The following is a 17,418-nucleotide window of genomic DNA, read 5'->3' as shown; positions in this document are numbered from 1 at the left end:
TATTACATATCAGTAATTTAAATATTATATGCTGCTACTTATCGACAACTACGACTCCTTTACCTACAACCTGTACCAGTATTTTTGCGAACTGGGTTCAGAGGTGCTGGTCAGGCGTAATGATGCGCTGACGCTGGCAGACATTGAGCGGTTATCGCCGCAACGACTGGTGATTTCTCCCGGCCCCTGTACACCGGATGACGCAGGGATCTCGCTGGCGGCGATTCGCCATTTTGCCGGTCAACTGCCGATTCTGGGGGTATGCCTGGGGCATCAGGCGCTGGGACAGGTATTTGGCGCTCAGGTGGTGCGCGCCCGTCAGGTGATGCACGGCAAAACCTCGCCGGTACGGCATACCGGGCGCGGTGTGTTCGCCGGGCTGGCAAACCCGCTCACTGTCACGCGTTACCATTCGCTGGTGTTGGAAAAAAATACGCTGCCTGACTGTTTTGAGGTCACTGCATGGACTGAGTTTGACGGTGATATCGACGAGATCATGGGGATACGTCATCGCTCGTTGCCGCTGGAAGGTGTGCAGTTTCATCCAGAAAGCATCCTCAGCCAGCAAGGGCATCAGCTATTGAAAAATTTCCTTGATTTATAGTCGGATAGCGCAGGTCAGGACGGGTGTATCGGATTAGCGATTGCCTATTTTTGATTTTTTATGCATATTTATTGATTATATTTTCACTTAAAATCTTCACTCCACACTACGGGATATGACAACGGGGCAGCAAATGGCGACAGAGAAAGCAGCAGTAACACGGGATACTTACGATAAGGTAATTCTTCCGGTTTATGCACCCGCGCAGTTTGTGCCGGTAAAAGGCAAAGGGAGCCGTGTCTGGGATCAGCAGGGCAAAGAATATATCGATTTCTCCGGCGGCATCGCGGTAACGGCGCTGGGACATTGCCATCCGGCGTTGGTGGCGGCGTTGAAAGAGCAGGGTGAAACCCTGTGGCACACCAGCAACGTATTCACCAACGAACCGGCGCTGCGTCTGGCGACCAAACTGATCAACGCCACGTTTGCCGATCGTGTGTTTTTCGCCAACTCCGGTGCAGAAGCCAATGAAGCGGCGTTCAAACTGGCACGGCATTACGCCATTACCCGTCATAGCCCGTACAAAACCAAGATAATCTCGTTTTACCAGTCGTTTCATGGTCGCACCTTGTTTACCGTGTCGGTCGGTGGTCAGCCGAAATATGCCGATGGCTTCGGCCCGAAACCGGCGGATATCGTGCACGTGCCGTTCAACGACTTGGACGCGGTCAAAGCAGTAATGGATGACCACACCTGTGCCGTGGTGTTGGAGCCGATTCAGGGCGAAGGCGGTATTACGCCAGCGACACCGGCGTTCCTCAAGGGGGTGCGTGAGCTGTGCGATCAGTATCAGGCGCTGCTGGTGTTTGATGAAGTACAGTGTGGTATGGGCCGCAGCGGTAAGCTGTTCTCTTATATGCACTACGGCATCACGCCGGATATTCTGACCACCGCGAAAGCGCTGGGCGGCGGTTTCCCGATCAGCGCCATGCTGACCACGGAAGAGATTGCGTCGGTGATGGCGGTTGGGACACACGGCACCACCTATGGCGGCAACCCGCTGGCTTGCGCGGTGGCGGAAGCGGCGCTGGATGTGATCAATACACCGGAAGTGCTGTCCGGCGTGGTCGATCGCCATGCGCGTTTTGTGTCTGCGCTTGAGCGCATCAACGCCCAGTACGGTATTTTTGATGAAATCCGTGGCATGGGCCTGCTGCTGGGCGCACAGCTAAAACCGGCCTGGCATGGCCGCGCCCGTGATTTTCTGGCGGCATCGGCAGATCTGGGGTTGATGATTTTGGTGGCAGGGCCGGATGTGATCCGTTTTGTGCCGTCGCTGGTGATCACCCCGGAAGAGATCGACCAGGGGATGGCACTGTTTGAAAAAGCCGTGGCGCAGGTAGTGAAGGGCGCGTAATCGCGGTTGCCGCCTTTAGCTGAAGTGAAAAGAGCGTGCCATGTGGCACGCTCTTTTCACGTCTACAAGCTAGCTGATGATAAATCAGCGAGTACCATATACCACGATGGTTTTACCGTGGGCGGAGATCAGGTTCTGGTCTTCCAGCATTTTCAGAATGCGGCCGACAGTTTCGCGGGAACAGCCGACGATCTGGCCGATTTCCTGACGGGTGATCTTGATCTGCATACCATCCGGGTGGGTCATGGCGTCCGGCTGTTTGGCCAGATTAAGCAGGGTTTGCGCGATGCGGCCCGTCACGTCGAGGAACGCCAGGTTGCCGACTTTTTGCGAGGTCACCTGCAGACGACGTGCCATCTGTGAGGACAAGCGCATCAGAATGTCCGGGTTGACCTGGATGAGCTGGCGGAATTTTTTATAGGAGATTTCAGCAACTTCACAGGCTGTTTTCGCCCGGACCCACGCACTGCGTTCCTGCCCGTCTTCAAACAAGCCAAGTTCGCCAATAAAATCGCCCTGATTCAGATAAGACAGAATCATTTCCTTGCCTTCTTCATCCTTGATCAGCACGGCAACCGAGCCTTTCACGATGTAGTAAAGCGTCTCTGCTTTTTCACCCTGGTGGATTAGGGTGCTCTTCGATGGGTACTTGTGAATGTGGCAATGAGAAAGGAACCATTCGAGAGTCGGGTCTGTTTGCGGTTTGCCGAGAACCATTCGCTGTTATCCTCTGTTGTTAATTCACTGCGCAAATCACAGGGCTCAGAGTTCCCTGTACGGCGTGATAACATAGTTATAATTCAATTCCGTCCTGGCGGAATGACGTCAGGGAATATACTGAGGCTGTCTATCAGATGACGCCAGTAAGCCGGTGGTGGGTCAGGCATCGGCTCAACAACACATGCCGGTTTACGCTTTTGTTTGTAACACAGGTTGAGTGTAGTGTCTTGTGTTGTCTCGCTTCAGCATGATTAAGCTCTGATTATCAGGCTTTTTTGTACATAAGCGATGTAAAATTTCAAAAATAATTGATTGAGGACAAAATTATGCAGGCGCGGGTGAAATGGGTTGAAGGGTTAACGTTTCTTGGTGAATCCGCTTCCGGACATCAACTGCTGATGGATGGCAACGCAGGCGATAAAGCGCCCAGCCCGATGGAAATGGTACTGATGGCCGCAGGCGGATGCAGCGCCATCGATGTGGTGTCTATCCTGCAAAAAGGCCGTCATGACGTGGTGGATTGTGAAGTCCGCCTGACGTCTGAACGCCGTGAGGAGGCACCGCGCCTGTTCACCGCCATCAACCTGCATTTTATCGTCACCGGCAAGGGCTTGGGCGATAAAGCCGTGGAGCGCGCGGTGTCGCTGTCAGCCGAAAAATACTGCTCTGTGGCGTTGATGCTGGGAAAAGCCGTGAACATCACCCACAGCCATGAAGTGATCGCGCTGGATTAAACACCTCTGCTCGCGGTGGTGTGCTGTCCTGGCCACCGCGTCGTTAAGCGCCGGTTTATCGGCGCTTATCATCGCTCTTATCGCCGGTGTCAGTCGATTTTATTGCCTTCCATCAACCGCTGCACCAGCGGCATCATGATCAACTCCATCGCCAGCCCCATTTTGCCACCCGGTACCACCAGCGTATTGATGTGGGAAATGAACGAGCCCTGCAACATGGCCAGCAGGTAGGGGTAATCAATGCGGTCCAGACCCTGAAAGTGGATCACCACGAAACTTTCGTCCATCGAGGGAATGGCTTTGGCGGCGAACGGGTTAGAGGTATCAACCGTCGGCACCCGCTGGAAGTTGATGTGGGTGCGGGAAAACTGCGGGGTAATATGGGTGATGTAGTCTTCCATCGAGCGCACGACGGAATCCATCACCGCCTCGCGGGAGTGACCGCGTTCGTTAACGTCGCGTACCAGCTTCTGAATCCATTCCAGGTTGACTATCGGCACCACACCGACCAGCAGGTCGACATGCCGGGCAACATCATGCTGCGCGGTGACCACGCCGCCGTGTAATCCCTCGTAGAACAGCAGGTCGGTCGGCTCTGGCATCGGCTCCCAGGGCGTGAAAGTCCCCGGCACCTGATTGTAGGGGATGGCTTCATCATAGGTGTGCAGGTATTTGCGGGTCTGTCCGGTGCCGCTACGACCGTATTCGATAAAGGTGTTTTCCAGTTGGCAGAAGTCGTTGGCTTCCGGCCCGAAATAGCTGATGTGACGCCCCAGATCCCGTGCCTTGCGGATCGCCATATCCATTTCCGGTCGGGTATAGCGGTGATAACTGTCGCCATCCACCAGCGCGGCGCGCAGATTCAGTTGCTGGAATATCTTGCGAAACGCCAGGCTGGTGGTCGTGGTCCCCGCGCCGCTGGAGCCGGTGACCGCGATAATCGGGTGCTGGTGCGACATGGTGTGTAACCTCCGATGTGTAGGGCAATCTTCGGTGAAGTCATCATTCGATGAGTAAGGGCTATGCCGTGCAGAGCCATCAGGCCATGTTATATCTGATCCATGTTAGATCTGATCATTGTTAGCATGTTTATCGCACACTGACACGGCAATTTACGTTTTTAAGCGATTGATTCAGGGCTGATACCGTTCATTATTGCTGAGCTGGCGGCGGGGCATGATATTGACGGTTTCATGCAATTCCGACCACACCAGGACGACCTCGCCGTGCGCCAGTTGCTGACGTATATCTGCCACTTTCTCTTCCAGTGTGCGCTCCTGCTCGCCGTAGTCGGTGCCTTCACGCAGGACGAACGATTCAATCAGATTTTGCAGTGTTTCCGGTGCCAGTTCTTGCCAGGGAATGATCATGCGTGCTGCTCCAGATAAGGGGTAAACCACTCGGGAATACGGTGCTCCAGCCACAATTCAGGCTGTCGCCAGGATCCGCCAACAAAACCGACATGACCGCCATGTTCCGTCAACTGGTAGTCGATATTGGTCGGGAGTTGCGAGACATCAGCGATGACTTCCGGCGTCATAAACGGGTCGTCTTTGGCGTGGATGACCAGTAATGGCTGGCGGATACGCGGCAGTAAAGGCAGGGCGCTGCTGCGTCGGTAATAATCGGTTGCGTCGGTGAAACCGTGCAGCGGTGATGTGACCAGCTCGTCAAACTCTCGCAGGCGATGCACCCGACGTAACCGACTGGCGGACACCGGCAGGCAATCGGGGTACATCGCCAACTTGTGCAAGGCGTTGCGACGCAGTGAATTCAGCAGATAGAACTGGTAGAGGCGTGAAAAACCCTGTTCCAGACGAGTGCTACACGGCTCGAGCATCAATGGCGCGGATACCACCGCCGCGGCATCCAACGGGCAGGACGCACCTTGTTGCGCCAGCAGGCAAGCCAGCATATTCCCACCCAGAGAAAACCCCGCCGCGACGGTGGGGACGTCACCCAGCGTCTGACGCAGCCAGTGCAGGAAGTAGCGTGCGTCTTCGGTTTCACTGGCGTGATACGCCCGTGGCAGGCGGTTCGGTTGTCCGCTGCAACCACGAAAGTGCATCACCACCGCCAGCCAGCCGCGCTGTTGGCAGGCGGCCATCAGTCCGTGGGCGTAAGGGCTGTGAAAACTGCCTTCCAGCCCGTGAAACAGTACCACACGGGGTTTATGTGCTGCGTGTTGTGGCGCTTCGCTCCAGGCCAGGTCGATAAAATCGCCGTCCGGCAAGGTCAGACGCTGCCAGACGGGTTTCAGAGCCGCATGACGGCGAAGCAGACGCGGTAGCAGCGTCTGAATATGCGGGTTGCGCCCACCCGGCAGGGGCTGAAAGCACGCATTACGGTAAGAAGAATTATTCATAAAAAGAGAGCCATGATGAAAAGAGGCATTGGGGCCCGCCGCGGCATGGTGAAGCACTTGTCTGCATCCTGTCGCGCTGCTAGGTTTAACGTCCCTTATGTTAAAGGATCGTCGTTTCATGGAGCACGTCAGCCTGTTTCTTTCAATGCTCGGTTTCTTGTGGGTCGCTGCCATTACACCTGGGCCCAATAATATGCTACTTACGGCCTCCGCAGCCAACTTTGGCGTATTACGCTCTATGTCGTTGATGCTGGGTATCATGATCGGTATGCAGAGCATACTGTTGTTGGTGGCACTGGGGCTGGGTAGCCTGATCCTGCTTTATCCCTCGCTGCATCTGGCGCTGAAGCTACTGGGCAGTGCCTATCTGCTGTGGTTATCGTGGAAGATTGCCACGGCGGCTTACGAAAAGCTGGATACCGAAACGGCACCGCCGCGGCCGATTCCGTTGTATCAGGGTGGGTTGTTGCAGTTCCTCAACCCCAAAGCCTGGCTGATGTCACTGGGCGCGGTCGCGGGGTTTAGCCTGTCTGGCGACGGCTATGTCGGGTCGGTGGTGGCCATCAGCGTGGCGATGGTGTGCGTTAATTTCGTGGCCGGGGTTATCTGGCTGGGATTTGGTGCGATGATCGGCCGCCTGCTGCAAAGTCCGCGTGCCTGGAAAGTATTCAACCTCGCGATGGGGTTACTGACCGCGACCTGCGTGCTGATGATCTGGCATTAATCATCGTGAAGAGCGTCTGAACAGCGGGCCACCGTATTGCGCCCGCCGTTCACTCTGGATGGTGCTTACCCTTGGGCTTCGGCGTCGCGCAGCAACTGTTCGAGTTGTTCCTGCGCATCCAGCCAGGCCATTTCGGTGTTCTCCAGTTCGGCCTTCGTCACGCTTTGTTTTTGCAAACAGTCGGTCAATTCGCTTTTGCGGCTGACGTCATATAACCCGCTGTCGGCAAGGCGCTCTTCTACCGCACTCAGCGTTGCTTGCAGCTTCTCCATCTGTTGTTCCAGTTGGGTTATCTGCTTACGCAGCGGTTGAGTCAGTGTGCGCAGTTCGGCGTCACGCCGTTTTTGATCCTTCCTCGACTGCGCACTGTTGGCGGCGTTGTCTTTGGGGGCGGATTCTGTCGCGTTATCCTGCTTTTGTGCATCCAATAGCCACTGCTGGTAATCTTCCAGATCGCCGTCAAACGGCTCGACCTTGCCGTCGTGCACCAGATAGAGATCGTCGGTGGTGGAGCGGATCAGGTGACGATCGTGCGATACCACCACCAGCGCGCCGTCGAAGTCGATCAACGCTTCGGTCAGCGCCTGGCGCATGTCGAGATCCAAATGGTTGGTCGGTTCGTCGAGTAGCAACAGGTTCGGGCGCTGCCAGACAATCAGCGCCAGCACCAGTCGCGCCTTTTCGCCGCCGGAAAAACGCTCGGTGCACTCGGTGACCTTGTCGCCCCGAAAGCCAAAACCGCCGAGATAATCACGCAGTTGCTGCTCGGTCTCGCGCTCTGCCAGTCGGGTCAGGTGCTGTAACGGTGACTCGTCGGGACGCAGAAACTCCAACTGATGCTGGGCGAAATAGCCCAGGCGTATGCCTTTGGACAGGCCGATGTCGCCGCTAAACGGCTGAAGTTCGCCCGCCAGCAGTTTGATGAGCGTCGATTTACCGGCACCATTGTGGCCCAGTAAGCCGATGCGTGAGCCGGGCACCAGATTGAGTTTGATAGAATCGAGAATCAACCGGTCGCCATAGCCCGCGCTGACCTTTTCCATCCGCAACAGCGGGTTGGGCAGCGCTTGCGGTTCACGAAAGCTGAAGCGGAACGGGTTGTCGACATGCGCCGGGGCGATAAGCTCCATGCGTTCGAGCATCTTGATGCGGCTTTGGGCCTGTTTGGCTTTACTGGCTTTGGCGCGAAAACGGTCGATATAGTGCTGCAGATGCGTGACCCGCTCCTGCTGGTGCTGGTACATCGCCTGTTGCTGGGCCAGACGGGTGGCGCGCTGTTGCTCGAACGAGGTGTAGTTGCCGGTGTACTCGAACAGGGTTTCCTGCTCGATATGCAGGATCCGGTTAGCGATCGGGTCAAGAAAATCCCGGTCGTGGGAAATGAGCACCAGCGTGCCAGGGTAGTTTTTCAGCCATTTTTCAAGCCAGATTACCGCATCCAGATCCAGGTGGTTGGTCGGTTCGTCGAGCAGCAGTAAGTCGGAGCGGCAAATCAGCGCTTGCGCCAGATTCAGACGCATACGCCAGCCACCGGAGAAATCACTGACAGAGTGTTGCAACTGGTCTTGTTGAAAACCGAGCCCGTTGAGCAGGCTGGCGGCGCGGGCTTGGATCGACCAGGCCTGAATCGCGTCCAGTTTGCCGTGCAGGGTGGCGATAGCGTTGCCGTCGTTACGGGCGTTGGCCGCATCGAGGTCGGCTTCCAACTGGCGAAACTCGCGGTCGCCGTCTATCACGTAATCAATAGCCGAGCGTGCCAGCGCCGGTGTTTCCTGATTCACCCATGCCAATGCCCAGTTTTGCGGAAAGGTGACGCTGCCGCCATCGGCGCTGATTTCCCCTTTCAGTAATGACAACAGGGTTGATTTGCCACAGCCGTTTTTACCCACCAGACCAACTTTCTGACCTGGGTTGATGGTGGCGGTGGCGTTGTCCAGCAGTACCCGTGTACCGCGTCGAATTTGCAAAGAGGAGAAAACAATCATAACGCGCCAAATGTTCAAATATGTTAAATTACCGATCGGGTATCAGGACTGCCGTGTCCTGTTGTATTGCACTACGCATGGTAGCCGAAAATACCTGCAATGACGACGCCCTGGAGGGGAATGATGTCGCAGCCACCAAAGATTTTGCTGCTGTTTGCCCATCCGGAATCTCAGGATTCGGTCGCGAATAAGCTGCTACTGCACTATGCCCGGCAACTTGGGCATGTCACGGTGCACGACCTGTATGCACACTATCCTGATTTTTTTATCGACATTCATCATGAGCAGCAGTTGCTGCGTGATCACCAACTGATTGTGTTCCAGCACCCGCTTTATACCTACAGTTGTCCGGCTTTGCTGAAAGAGTGGTTGGACAGGGTACTGACACGTGGCTTCGCCAACGGGGTCGGCGGTAATGCGCTGGCTGGAAAATATTGGCGCTCGGTGGTGACCACCGGTGAGCAGCAAGATGCCTACCGCGCGTCGGGCGTGAACCGCTACTCGATGGATGAAGTCTTGCGGCCGTTTGAGATGACGGCGGCCATGTGCCACATGAACTGGTTATCGCCGCTGGTGATTTATTGGGCCCGGCGTTTGCCGCCTGATGTGTTACGGGAACACGCTAAAGCCTACAGCGATTGGCTGGCGTCACCGTTTCCCCATGGGGATTACTAAACATGGAAACGTCTTCGTTATTGAACGCCGGGGTGTTGTTCCTGTTTGTCGCCGTGTTGATGGTGCCGATTGCCGCACGGCTGGGGATTGGTGCGGTGCTGGGCTACTTGCTGGCCGGTATCGCCATTGGCCCGTGGGGGCTGGGGTTCATCCGTGATGTGGAAGCCATCCTGCATTTTTCCGAGCTGGGTGTAGTCTTCCTGATGTTTATCATTGGTCTGGAGCTTGATCCGGCCAAATTGTGGCGGCTGCGGCGGTCTATCTTCGGCACCGGCGCGGCGCAGGTCTTGCTGAGCGCGACGCTATTGGGTGGCGCACTGTACCTGAGCCATTTTTCCTGGCAGTCGGCGATGATCGGCGGTATTGGGTTGGCGATGTCTTCTACGGCTATTGCGTTACAGCTGATGCGGGAAAAAGGCATGCACCGTAACGAGGCCGGTCAACTCGGCTTTTCCGTGCTGCTGTTTCAGGATCTCGCGGTTATCCCGGCGTTAGCGCTTATCCCCGTGCTGGCGGGGGTACAAGGCGAATTGGATGACTGGCGACAGGTGGTGCTGAAGGTGGTGGCATTTGGCGGCATGCTGATTGGCGGCCGCTATCTGGTGCGCCCGCTGTTCCGGTTTATCGCCGCCTCCGGCGTGCGGGAGGTATTCACCGCCGCCGCGCTGTTGCTGGTGCTGGGTTCGGCACTGTTTATGGATGCGCTGGGCCTGTCGATGGCGCTCGGCACGTTTATCGCCGGTGTGCTGCTGGCGGAAAGCGAATACCGCCATGAACTGGAAATTGCCATCGAGCCATTCAAAGGGTTGCTGTTGGGGCTGTTTTTCATCTCGGTCGGCATGTCGCTCAACCTCGGGATACTGTACGCCAATATCCTGATGGTGTTGACGGGCGTGGCGATTCTGGTGGTGGTGAAAGGGATTATCCTGTACCTGCTGGCATGGGTGTACGGGCTGCGTTCCTCTGAACGGCTGCAGTTTGCCGGGGTGCTCAGCCAGGGAGGTGAATTTGCTTTCGTGCTGTTTTCTTCTGCGGCGACCTACCGGGTACTGAAAGGGTCGCAACTGCCGTTGTTACTGGTGACGGTCACTCTGTCGATGATGCTGACGCCGCTACTGATGACGCTGATCGACAAACTGTTATCGCGCCGTTTCAACCATCAGGAAGAGGTGGATGAAAAGCATTATGTGGAGAATGACCGGCCTCAGGTGATCGTGGTGGGATTCGGGCGTTTTGGGCAGGTTGTCGCGCGTTTATTAATGGCCAACAAAATGCGCATCACGGTATTGGATCGTGATATCAGCGCGGTGCGCCTGATGCGCTCCTATGGCTATAAAGTGTATTACGGTGACGCGACTCAGCTCGAATTACTGCGTGCCGCCGGGGCGGATCAGGCGCAATCTATCGTGATTACCTGTGTGAACCCTGAGCACGCCATGACAATTGTGCACTTGTGTCAGCAGCATTTCCCCCATCTGGAGATTCTGGCGCGTGCCCGCGGGCGTGTGGAAGCGCATGAGCTGCTGCAGGCTGGTGTCACCCTGTTCACCCGCGAAACGTTTTCGAGTGCGCTGGAATTGGGGCGCAAAACGCTGATTACACTCGGCATGCATCCCCATCAGGCGTACCGGGCACAACAGCATTTTCGGCGGCTGGATATGCGTATGCTGCGTGAACTGATGCCTCAGCATAAAAGCGATGTGGCGCAGATTTCCCGCGTCAAAGAGGCCCGCCGCGAGCTTGAGGAGATCTTTGAGCGAGAAATGCAGCGTGAGCGGCGTCGACCGGATGACTGGGATGAGCACGACGACCATTAAGCAGGGACCCGGCGTACAGTAGGCATACCGCAGTAGTACGCCGTAAGTCGCAGTAGTACGTCGTAAGTGAAGGCAGGCCGATTAACAGAGAGCCGGAGAACAACTATGCGTAAACGCTTTATTGCCGGAGCGGTGTGTCCGAAGTGTCATGCGCAGGATACGCTGGCGGTAGGACGCGAAGGCGATGACGAGGTCGTGGTGTGTGTGCACTGCGGATATCAGCAAAGCCAGTCGGAGGCACCGCCCAAGGCTGCCACGCCACCCGCCGGTGAAATCATCGGCCTGTTTCGCCCGGAATAACCTGGCTTAAGACGGCTGCGATGGCGGTTGACCGCGAACGGTATGCAGATGGAAAAGGTCTTCCAGACAGTTTTTTATCCCGGGCAATACATGGGGATGTTTTTCCGCTACAATTTGCGCAAAATTGATTTCCAACGCTAGGAGATATCATGAAAGTAGCAAAAGACCTGGTGGTCAGCCTGGCTTATCAGGTTCGTACAGAAGATGGTGTATTAGTTGATGAGTCTCCGGTGAGCGCACCGCTGGACTATCTGCATGGTCACGGTTCGCTGATTTCCGGTTTGGAAAAAGCGCTGGAAGGCCGCGATGTGGGCGAACGTTTTGACGTTAGCGTCGGTGCTAACGATGCCTACGGCGAATACGACGACAACCTGGTTCAGCGCGTACCGAAAGACGTATTTGTCGGTGTGGATGAGCTGCAGGTTGGTATGCGCTTCCTGGCTGATACCGATCAGGGTCCGGTACCGGTAGAAATCACCGAGGTGCAGGATGACCACGTTGTGGTTGACGGTAACCACATGCTGGCAGGCCAGAATCTGAAATTCAACGTGGAAGTGGTTGCTATCCGTGAAGCTACGGAAGAAGAACTGGCCCACGGCCATGTGCATGGCGCGCACGACCATGATCACGAAGGCTGCTGCGGTGGTCACGACCATGATCACGACGGTTGCTGCGGTGGCCATGATCACGATCATGATCATGAAAAGGGTAAAGGCGGTTGCGGCGGCCACGGCGGTTGCGGTTGCCAGCACTGATATTTCCCTGTTTCAGAGAAAGCCGCGTGTGAACGCGGCTTTTTTTTGTTCTCCTGGCTACTCTTTCCCTACCAGCATGGCATCTTGAGGGGCATTGTCTCGCTGGGCGCGGGTCATCAGGAAATAGCTGTAACCCATCAGCATCAGCACAATAAACAGGCCGCCAATGACCGGGTTGAACCACAGCATCGCGATGAGGCACACCACCGACAGCGCCAGTGCGATAGCTGGGATGACCGGATAACCCGGTGCCAGGAAGGTACGATGTAGCTCCGGTTCGCTGCGGCGTAAACGAAACAGGCTCAGCATACTCATCATGTACATCACGTTGGCCCCGAACACTGCCATCGTGATCATCGCGGCGGTCAGTGTCATTCCTTGCAGGTTGATCCAGCTATCGCTAAAGATGGTGGCGATGCCAATCACGCCGCCAGTCAGAATAGCGCGGTGCGGTGTCTGGAAGCGGGATAGCTTCGCCAGTCCGGCAGGTAAATAACCGGCCCGGGCCAGCGCGAAGAATTGACGCGAATAACCGAGGATAATGCCGTGGAAGCTGGCGATTAACCCGAACAGACCGATCCACACCAGCATGTGCATCCAGCCTGAGTTTGAGCCCACTACGGCTTTCATCGCCTGCGGCAGCGGGTCGTTGATGTTGGACAGCGTACGCCAGTCACCCACACCGCCTGCCATCACCATGACGCCGAGCGCCAGCACCACCAGCGTGATAATTCCGCTGATGTAGGCTTTGGGAATGGTGCGTTGCGGGTCTTTGGCTTCTTCGGCCGCCATCGCGGCACCTTCAATCGCCAGAAAGAACCAGATAGCAAAAGGAATGGCGGCAAAGATACCGGAAATGGCCGGGCTACCGAAATCAGCACTACCGGCCCAACCGTTAGCGACGAAGTGGCTGATGCTGAAACCGGGCGCGACCACCCCCATGAACACCAGCAATTCGATGACCGCCAACACGGTGACGAACAGTTCAAACATCGCCGCCAGTTTCACGCCCAAAATATTCAGTGTCATAAAGATAAGGTAAGCGCCGGTGGCGGCGTAGCGCGGATCCAACGACGGATACTGCACATTGAGATAAGCGCCGATAGCCATCGCAATCGACGGCGGGGCAAACACGAACTCGATCAGGGTCGCCATACCGGCAATCAGGCCGCCGGTTTCGCCAAAGGCGCGACGGCTATAAGCAAAGGGGCCGCCAGCATGAGGAATGGCGGTGGTCAGTTCGGTGAAGCTAAAAATAAAGCAGGTGTACATGGCGGCGATAATCAAGGTGGTGACGAGAAAGCCTAGCGTTCCCGCCACACCCCAGCCGTAGCTCCAGCCGAAATACTCGCCGGAAATCACCAGGCCGACGGCAATCCCCCACAGATGAAGCGTACCCAGTGTGGGTTTTAACTGCGTGGGTTTTAGCTGCATTGTCATGACGGTCTCCCCTACACGTCGTGGGATGAAAATAGCGGCTTTTCATCACCTCTGTGTATAAAAATCATGTGGTTATAAAAATCACCGTGTCAGAAAGCGGTACGGTTCCGTACTGCGCCAGATATGTCCGGCAGGGTGGTACGCTTTCGATAATGCCGCTTGGGGTTCGTCGGCGACTTGACCTCTGCCCGTAGATTTTTGCGCTCTACGGTCAAACCGGGAGGGTTCGGCGGGGCGGTGTCGTGCAAGGTCAATTTGCGGCACTGCGACGTCAAGCATCATCGCGGGAGTGATCTCATTCTGATAGTCAGGCGGTGCCCTGTCCGCTGGACACCACCGGTTTGGCCCTCTTTGGATGAGATAACCCCTATGGCAGAGCAGGATATGGCAGAACAGTACGATACCCTTGATAACACCACGCTGGACCAGTTGGCCGCACTGGCTATGCAACGTTACCCATCGGCGCAGCAGGGGCAGCTCAGCCTGTTGTGTCGTTCGGAAAATGCCACCTATCGGCTGATCGCCGGTGGTAAACGCTACGCGATGCGTATTCACCGTCCCGGCTATCACCAGCGTGAGGATATCGCCGGTGAACTGGCCTGGTTGGACGCGTTGCGCGAAGAAGGCATTACCGTGCCGCAGGCCCTGAACGGATTGGATGGCGAAGCCGTGCAAACCGTGACGATGAGCGATGGCACGGTGCGCAATGTGGTGCTGTTCCACTGGATTGATGGTGAGATGCCGACCACCGAGGTTGACGCCGCCGCTTTTGAACAACTGGGGATGATTACTGCCCGTTTGCATCAACACAGCCGTCGTTGGGAGCGCCCCACCGGTTTTCGTCGGCTGGTTTGGGACCATGACACCATGGTCGGGCCGCAAGGGCACTGGGGGCGCTGGCAGGATGCGCCCAACCTGAAGGCAACGGATCACGGCATCATCGAAGAAACGCTGACACAGGTGCAGCAGGCGCTGACCCACTACGGTAAGGATCGTCAGCGTTATGGGTTGATCCACGCGGACTTACGGCTGACCAACCTGTTGCTGCAAAACGGCGAAACCCGGGTGATCGACTTTGATGATTGCGGCTTTAGCTGGTATCTGCACGATCTGGCGGCGGCAATCAGCTTTGTGGAGCATCACCCCAGCGCGCCGTCATGGGTGGAGGGCTGGTTAGACGGTTACCAGAAAATTTGCCCACTGGGCGAGGCGGACCGGGCGGTGATCCCCTCGTTGCTGATCCAGCGGCGCATTCAGTTAATGGCCTGGGCAGGATCCCATAGTCAGACGGAGCAGGCGATCAGTCTGGGAACTGACTGGAGCGATCACACCGTGCGGTTATGTCGCCGTTATCTGGAGAACGCCGCACTGCCGGTTGGCGCCTGATCCTGCCGTGGTGAACCGTGCACCATGATAGCGCACCACGGGATCGTCGTGGTGCCATTTTGTCTTTCGACGCGATAAAAATCAGTAACTTGTGAATGGTATGGAATTTGCAGGTTTACGATATTGAATCGGTTGTGTGAGGCAGGAATCATGGAAACCACGTCCTTTCGGTTACCGCCGGTGGCCGAGCTGTCCGGGCATCGGGGGGTTCTGGCGGCGGCGGCATCAGGTCTGACCGATTTTATCGGTGAAAAAGGTGGCGATGCGGATCGCATTTTGGGCATCAGCGGTATCAACCCGGAAATGCTGGCCTGCCCGACGCTTAGTGTCGGACTGGTCAATTATTGCCGGGTACTGGAAGAGGCGGCCCGCTATTCGGACTGTGATAATTTCGGGCTGCATTACGGCCGACAGTTCAAACCGCAGGCGTTGGGGTTGATAGGCTATGTTGGGTTATGCAGTGCCACTCTGGAGCAGGCATTGCATAACGTAGTCAATGCCTTCCCTTTTCATCAGCACGATACCTTGATTCGTCTGGTGGACAAAGGCGATTGCTGGCGCTTTGACTATCAGGTCCGTCACGGCGCTATCCTGCATTGTCGGCAGGACGCCGAGCTGACACTGGGGATGATATTAAACCTGATTCGTCATGCAGCAGGCAAAAACTGGGCACCGCGGGAGGTCCATTTTGAACATCCCCGCCCTGAGCAGTGGCATGAACACTGTAAAGTGTTTGACGCACCAGTGTATTTCGATCAGCCGTTCAACTCGTTGTTGATCCCCAAGCGTGATGTGATGCGGTCTATGCCGGACAATGATCCGCTATTGCTGCTGGTGGTACAGGATGCGTTGCGTCGGCTTAACAACGACGCTCCCCAGCAGAGCGTGGTGGAACTGGCGCGCGCCCGGCTGCGTCAGGTGTTGTCGCAGGGGGAACCGTCGCTGGACGAGGTGGCGGAGAGCATCGGGTTATCGAGCTGGTCGCTACAGCGTCGATTGAAAGACGAAGGCATCACCTTCACCCAACTGGTGGAAAAGGTGCGCTGCGAAATGGCGACCCACTATTTACAGCAACGCCAGCTGTCGATTTCCGAGATGGCATTCCTGCTGGGCTACTCCGAGGTGAGCGCGTTTTCCCGCGCCTTCCGCCGCTGGTTTGGCATTAGCCCACGGCAGTGGCGCAAGGCATAACACGCTGGTGGTTATCGGGCTTGCCGGTATTTAATAATGCGGTGGCGGTGTTTCTTCCGACTGTGAGGCAATCATGGAAGGGGCCGTCGCCCGCAGTTTTTCGGTGAGCAGCCGTAATTGTTCGCGTAACCGGGCCATTTCCAGTTCATGGTGCACGACGGTCTGGTTCAATTCCTCAATCGTTACCTCCTGAAAAGCCAGTCGGCTTTCCAGCAATTCGAGCCGTTGTTCCAGTGGTGACAGTGACATCATTTTTCCTCCCGTGCAGTGAGTGCAAAGTGTGTCAGAAAGCGGAAAGTTCTGGTAGTAAAACCCTACGCCATCGGGCGTAAATCCTGGTATTCAGAATTTTTCGCTATCTGGTGCGGCGTGTCGTTGTATTGTCTTTGCACGCAACGTTATAGTAGCTGGCGAAATGTTAATGTTGCCGGGGCATGGTGCTCCGAATGTTGGAGAGATGGATGAAATCACTGTTTAAAGTCACACTGCTGACGGCGGCTATGGGATTGGCGCTGAGTACGGGTGTTATGGCAGCGGATGCGGCCAAGACCACTGATGCAGCGGCTACCGCTCCTGCGGCAGCGGACGCAGCGAAAGCCACGACAGGTCAATTTAAGAGCGATGAAGAAGCCGCCGCGTATGCGCTGGGTGCCTCTTTGGGTCGCTACATGGACAACTCCCTGAAAGAGCAGGAAAAACTGGGTATCAAACTGGATAAACAACAGTTGATCCAGGGGGTTCAGGACGCGTTTGCTGACAAGAGCAAATTGTCTGACGAAGAAATCGAGAAAACCCTGCAGTCATTTGAAGGCCGTGTGAAAGAAGCGGCTCAGGCGAAAATGCAGCAGGATGCTAAAGACAATGCGGATAAAGGCACCAAATTCCGTGATGCCTTCGCCAAAGAAAAAGGCGTGAAGAAAACTGAATCCGGCCTGCTTTATCAGGTAGATAAGGAAGGGACCGGCGCGGCACCTAAAGACAGCGATACCGTAGTGGTGAACTACAAGGGTACGCTGGTTGATGGCACCGAGTTCGATAACTCCTACAAACGCGGCGAGCCGCTGTCTTTCCGTCTGGATGGCGTTATCCCAGGCTGGACTGAAGGCCTCAAGCACGTGAAGAAAGGCGGTAAGATCAAGCTGGTTATCCCACCGGCATTGGCTTACGGCGAAGCCGGTGTTCCGGGGATCCCAGCTAACTCTACGCTGGTGTTCGACGTCGAACTGCTGGATATCAAGTCAGATGCCGACGCGAAAGGCGCTGCTGCACCGAAAGCAGAAAAACCGGCTGACGACAAAGCGAAGAAAGCCGCTCAGTAATGCCTTGTACGCCGCCAGTTCGGGGCGTGTAAACCGGTTTCGATAC

The 17,418-nt window shown here is 56.1% G+C and carries 18 protein-coding genes; 11 read left to right on the top strand and 7 right to left on the bottom strand.

The annotated features are described in order from the left end of the window. The first annotated feature begins 28 nt into the window (after nt 1-28). Nucleotides 29-604 (top strand): aminodeoxychorismate synthase component II, encoded by a 576-nt coding sequence (locus DD586_RS18755; RefSeq protein WP_012886371.1) that lies wholly within the window; start codon nt 29-31, stop codon nt 602-604. A 133-nt stretch (nt 605-737) separates the two neighbouring features. Further along, nucleotides 738-1,961 (top strand): bifunctional acetylornithine/succinyldiaminopimelate transaminase, encoded by a 1,224-nt coding sequence (gene argD / locus DD586_RS18750; RefSeq protein WP_016942972.1) that lies wholly within the window; start codon nt 738-740, stop codon nt 1,959-1,961. 84 nt (nt 1,962-2,045) lie between these two features. Here the strand turns inward: argD and crp are convergent, their stop codons facing one another. Further along, nucleotides 2,046-2,678: a cAMP-activated global transcriptional regulator CRP gene (gene crp / locus DD586_RS18745; protein WP_012768072.1), complete on the bottom strand. Its 633-nt coding sequence runs from the start codon at nt 2,676-2,678 to the stop codon at nt 2,046-2,048. Between the two features lie 329 nt (nt 2,679-3,007). On the opposite strand from crp, the gene DD586_RS18740 reads away from it, so the two are divergent. Next, entirely contained in the window at nt 3,008-3,415 is a 408-nt protein-coding gene (locus tag DD586_RS18740) for an OsmC family protein (protein WP_012886369.1), read from the top strand. An 89-nt stretch (nt 3,416-3,504) separates the two neighbouring features. Here DD586_RS18740 and DD586_RS18735 read toward each other — a convergent pair whose 3' ends face one another. The 3 genes from DD586_RS18735 to DD586_RS18725 form a co-directional block, all read right to left on the bottom strand. Next, nucleotides 3,505-4,374 carry a phosphoribulokinase gene (locus DD586_RS18735; protein WP_012886368.1) on the bottom strand — a complete coding sequence of 290 codons (870 nt, stop codon included), beginning with the start codon at nt 4,372-4,374 and terminating at the stop codon, nt 3,505-3,507. A gap of 174 nt (nt 4,375-4,548) precedes the next feature. After that, on the bottom strand, nt 4,549-4,785 hold the full coding sequence (locus DD586_RS18730; RefSeq protein WP_012886367.1) for a YheU family protein: 237 nt from the start codon (nt 4,783-4,785) through the stop codon (nt 4,549-4,551). Then, nucleotides 4,782-5,780, bottom strand: a complete 999-nt coding sequence (locus DD586_RS18725) for a hydrolase (RefSeq protein ID WP_041165102.1) — start codon at nt 5,778-5,780, stop codon at nt 4,782-4,784. Before DD586_RS18725 ends, DD586_RS18730 begins: the two co-directional genes overlap by 4 nt. A gap of 118 nt (nt 5,781-5,898) precedes the next feature. Between DD586_RS18725 and DD586_RS18720 the strand changes: the two genes are divergently transcribed. After that, nucleotides 5,899-6,504 (top strand): LysE family translocator, encoded by a 606-nt coding sequence (locus DD586_RS18720; RefSeq protein WP_012886365.1) that lies wholly within the window; start codon nt 5,899-5,901, stop codon nt 6,502-6,504. A 65-nt stretch (nt 6,505-6,569) separates the two neighbouring features. Here DD586_RS18720 and DD586_RS18715 read toward each other — a convergent pair whose 3' ends face one another. Beyond that, nucleotides 6,570-8,489, bottom strand: a complete 1,920-nt coding sequence (locus DD586_RS18715; protein ID WP_012886364.1) for an ABC transporter ATP-binding protein — start codon at nt 8,487-8,489, stop codon at nt 6,570-6,572. A 123-nt stretch (nt 8,490-8,612) separates the two neighbouring features. Between DD586_RS18715 and kefG the strand changes: the two genes are divergently transcribed. The 4 genes from kefG to slyD all read left to right on the top strand — a co-directional run bounded on the left by kefG (nt 8,613) and on the right by slyD (nt 12,036). After that, nucleotides 8,613-9,164, top strand: a complete 552-nt coding sequence (gene kefG, locus DD586_RS18710) for a glutathione-regulated potassium-efflux system ancillary protein KefG (protein WP_012886363.1) — start codon at nt 8,613-8,615, stop codon at nt 9,162-9,164. 2 nt (nt 9,165-9,166) lie between these two features. Then, nucleotides 9,167-10,981 carry a glutathione-regulated potassium-efflux system protein KefB gene (gene kefB, locus DD586_RS18705; RefSeq protein WP_012886362.1) on the top strand — a complete coding sequence of 605 codons (1,815 nt, stop codon included), beginning with the start codon at nt 9,167-9,169 and terminating at the stop codon, nt 10,979-10,981. A 105-nt stretch (nt 10,982-11,086) separates the two neighbouring features. Continuing rightward, on the top strand, nt 11,087-11,281 hold the full coding sequence (locus DD586_RS18700; RefSeq protein ID WP_012886361.1) for a YheV family putative zinc ribbon protein: 195 nt from the start codon (nt 11,087-11,089) through the stop codon (nt 11,279-11,281). Nucleotides 11,282-11,430: 149 nt separating this feature from the next. Beyond that, nucleotides 11,431-12,036: a peptidylprolyl isomerase gene (slyD, locus tag DD586_RS18695; protein WP_012886360.1), complete on the top strand. Its 606-nt coding sequence runs from the start codon at nt 11,431-11,433 to the stop codon at nt 12,034-12,036. 57 nt (nt 12,037-12,093) lie between these two features. Here the strand turns inward: slyD and eat are convergent, their stop codons facing one another. Continuing rightward, nucleotides 12,094-13,476, bottom strand: a complete 1,383-nt coding sequence (gene eat / locus DD586_RS18690) for an ethanolamine permease (protein WP_012886359.1) — start codon at nt 13,474-13,476, stop codon at nt 12,094-12,096. A gap of 369 nt (nt 13,477-13,845) precedes the next feature. Between eat and DD586_RS18685 the strand changes: the two genes are divergently transcribed. Both DD586_RS18685 and qhpR read left to right on the top strand, forming a co-directional pair. Then, complete coding sequence (locus DD586_RS18685) at nt 13,846-14,862, top strand: phosphotransferase enzyme family protein (protein ID WP_012886358.1); 1,017 nt, start codon at nt 13,846-13,848, stop codon at nt 14,860-14,862. A 150-nt stretch (nt 14,863-15,012) separates the two neighbouring features. Further along, nucleotides 15,013-16,053, top strand: a complete 1,041-nt coding sequence (qhpR, locus tag DD586_RS18680; RefSeq protein WP_012886357.1) for an AraC-like transcriptional regulator QhpR — start codon at nt 15,013-15,015, stop codon at nt 16,051-16,053. 30 nt (nt 16,054-16,083) lie between these two features. On the opposite strand, the gene DD586_RS18675 is transcribed toward qhpR, so the two are convergent. Next, a complete protein-coding gene (locus tag DD586_RS18675) occupies nt 16,084-16,302 on the bottom strand; it encodes a protein SlyX (RefSeq protein WP_041164641.1) in 219 nt (72 codons plus the stop codon). 212 nt (nt 16,303-16,514) lie between these two features. On the opposite strand from DD586_RS18675, the gene fkpA reads away from it, so the two are divergent. Next, nucleotides 16,515-17,372 (top strand): FKBP-type peptidyl-prolyl cis-trans isomerase, encoded by an 858-nt coding sequence (gene fkpA / locus DD586_RS18670; protein ID WP_012886355.1) that lies wholly within the window; start codon nt 16,515-16,517, stop codon nt 17,370-17,372. The last annotated feature ends 46 nt before the right edge of the window (nt 17,373-17,418 follow it).

The sequence above is a fragment of the Dickeya parazeae Ech586 genome, from assembly GCF_000025065.1.
In the GTDB taxonomy this organism is placed as follows: Bacteria; Pseudomonadota; Gammaproteobacteria; order Enterobacterales; family Enterobacteriaceae; genus Dickeya; species Dickeya zeae.
Note: the sequence above shows the minus strand (reverse complement) of the source record. Positions and strands in the feature narration are given on the sequence as shown.

Bases quoted from the DNA above. Each gene is read 5' to 3' on its own strand.
- DD586_RS18730 (WP_012886367.1), bottom strand. From the start codon at position 4,785: ATGATCATTCCCTGGCAAGAACTGGCACCGGAAACACTGCAAAATCTG.
- DD586_RS18720 (WP_012886365.1), top strand. From the start codon at position 5,899: ATGGAGCACGTCAGCCTGTTTCTTTCAATGCTCGGTTTCTTGTGGGTC.
- argD (WP_016942972.1), top strand. From the start codon at position 738: ATGGCGACAGAGAAAGCAGCAGTAACACGGGATACTTACGATAAGGTA.
- slyD (WP_012886360.1), top strand. From the start codon at position 11,431: ATGAAAGTAGCAAAAGACCTGGTGGTCAGCCTGGCTTATCAGGTTCGT.
- kefG (WP_012886363.1), top strand. From the start codon at position 8,613: ATGTCGCAGCCACCAAAGATTTTGCTGCTGTTTGCCCATCCGGAATCT.
- DD586_RS18735 (WP_012886368.1), bottom strand. From the start codon at position 4,374: ATGTCGCACCAGCACCCGATTATCGCGGTCACCGGCTCCAGCGGCGCG.
- eat (WP_012886359.1), bottom strand. From the start codon at position 13,476: ATGACAATGCAGCTAAAACCCACGCAGTTAAAACCCACACTGGGTACG.
- crp (WP_012768072.1), bottom strand. From the start codon at position 2,678: ATGGTTCTCGGCAAACCGCAAACAGACCCGACTCTCGAATGGTTCCTT.
- DD586_RS18715 (WP_012886364.1), bottom strand. From the start codon at position 8,489: ATGATTGTTTTCTCCTCTTTGCAAATTCGACGCGGTACACGGGTACTG.
- DD586_RS18725 (WP_041165102.1), bottom strand. From the start codon at position 5,780: ATGAATAATTCTTCTTACCGTAATGCGTGCTTTCAGCCCCTGCCGGGT.
- fkpA (WP_012886355.1), top strand. From the start codon at position 16,515: ATGAAATCACTGTTTAAAGTCACACTGCTGACGGCGGCTATGGGATTG.
- DD586_RS18740 (WP_012886369.1), top strand. From the start codon at position 3,008: ATGCAGGCGCGGGTGAAATGGGTTGAAGGGTTAACGTTTCTTGGTGAA.
- qhpR (WP_012886357.1), top strand. From the start codon at position 15,013: ATGGAAACCACGTCCTTTCGGTTACCGCCGGTGGCCGAGCTGTCCGGG.
- DD586_RS18685 (WP_012886358.1), top strand. From the start codon at position 13,846: ATGGCAGAGCAGGATATGGCAGAACAGTACGATACCCTTGATAACACC.
- DD586_RS18675 (WP_041164641.1), bottom strand. From the start codon at position 16,302: ATGTCACTGTCACCACTGGAACAACGGCTCGAATTGCTGGAAAGCCGA.
- kefB (WP_012886362.1), top strand. From the start codon at position 9,167: ATGGAAACGTCTTCGTTATTGAACGCCGGGGTGTTGTTCCTGTTTGTC.
- DD586_RS18700 (WP_012886361.1), top strand. From the start codon at position 11,087: ATGCGTAAACGCTTTATTGCCGGAGCGGTGTGTCCGAAGTGTCATGCG.
- DD586_RS18755 (WP_012886371.1), top strand. From the start codon at position 29: ATGCTGCTACTTATCGACAACTACGACTCCTTTACCTACAACCTGTAC.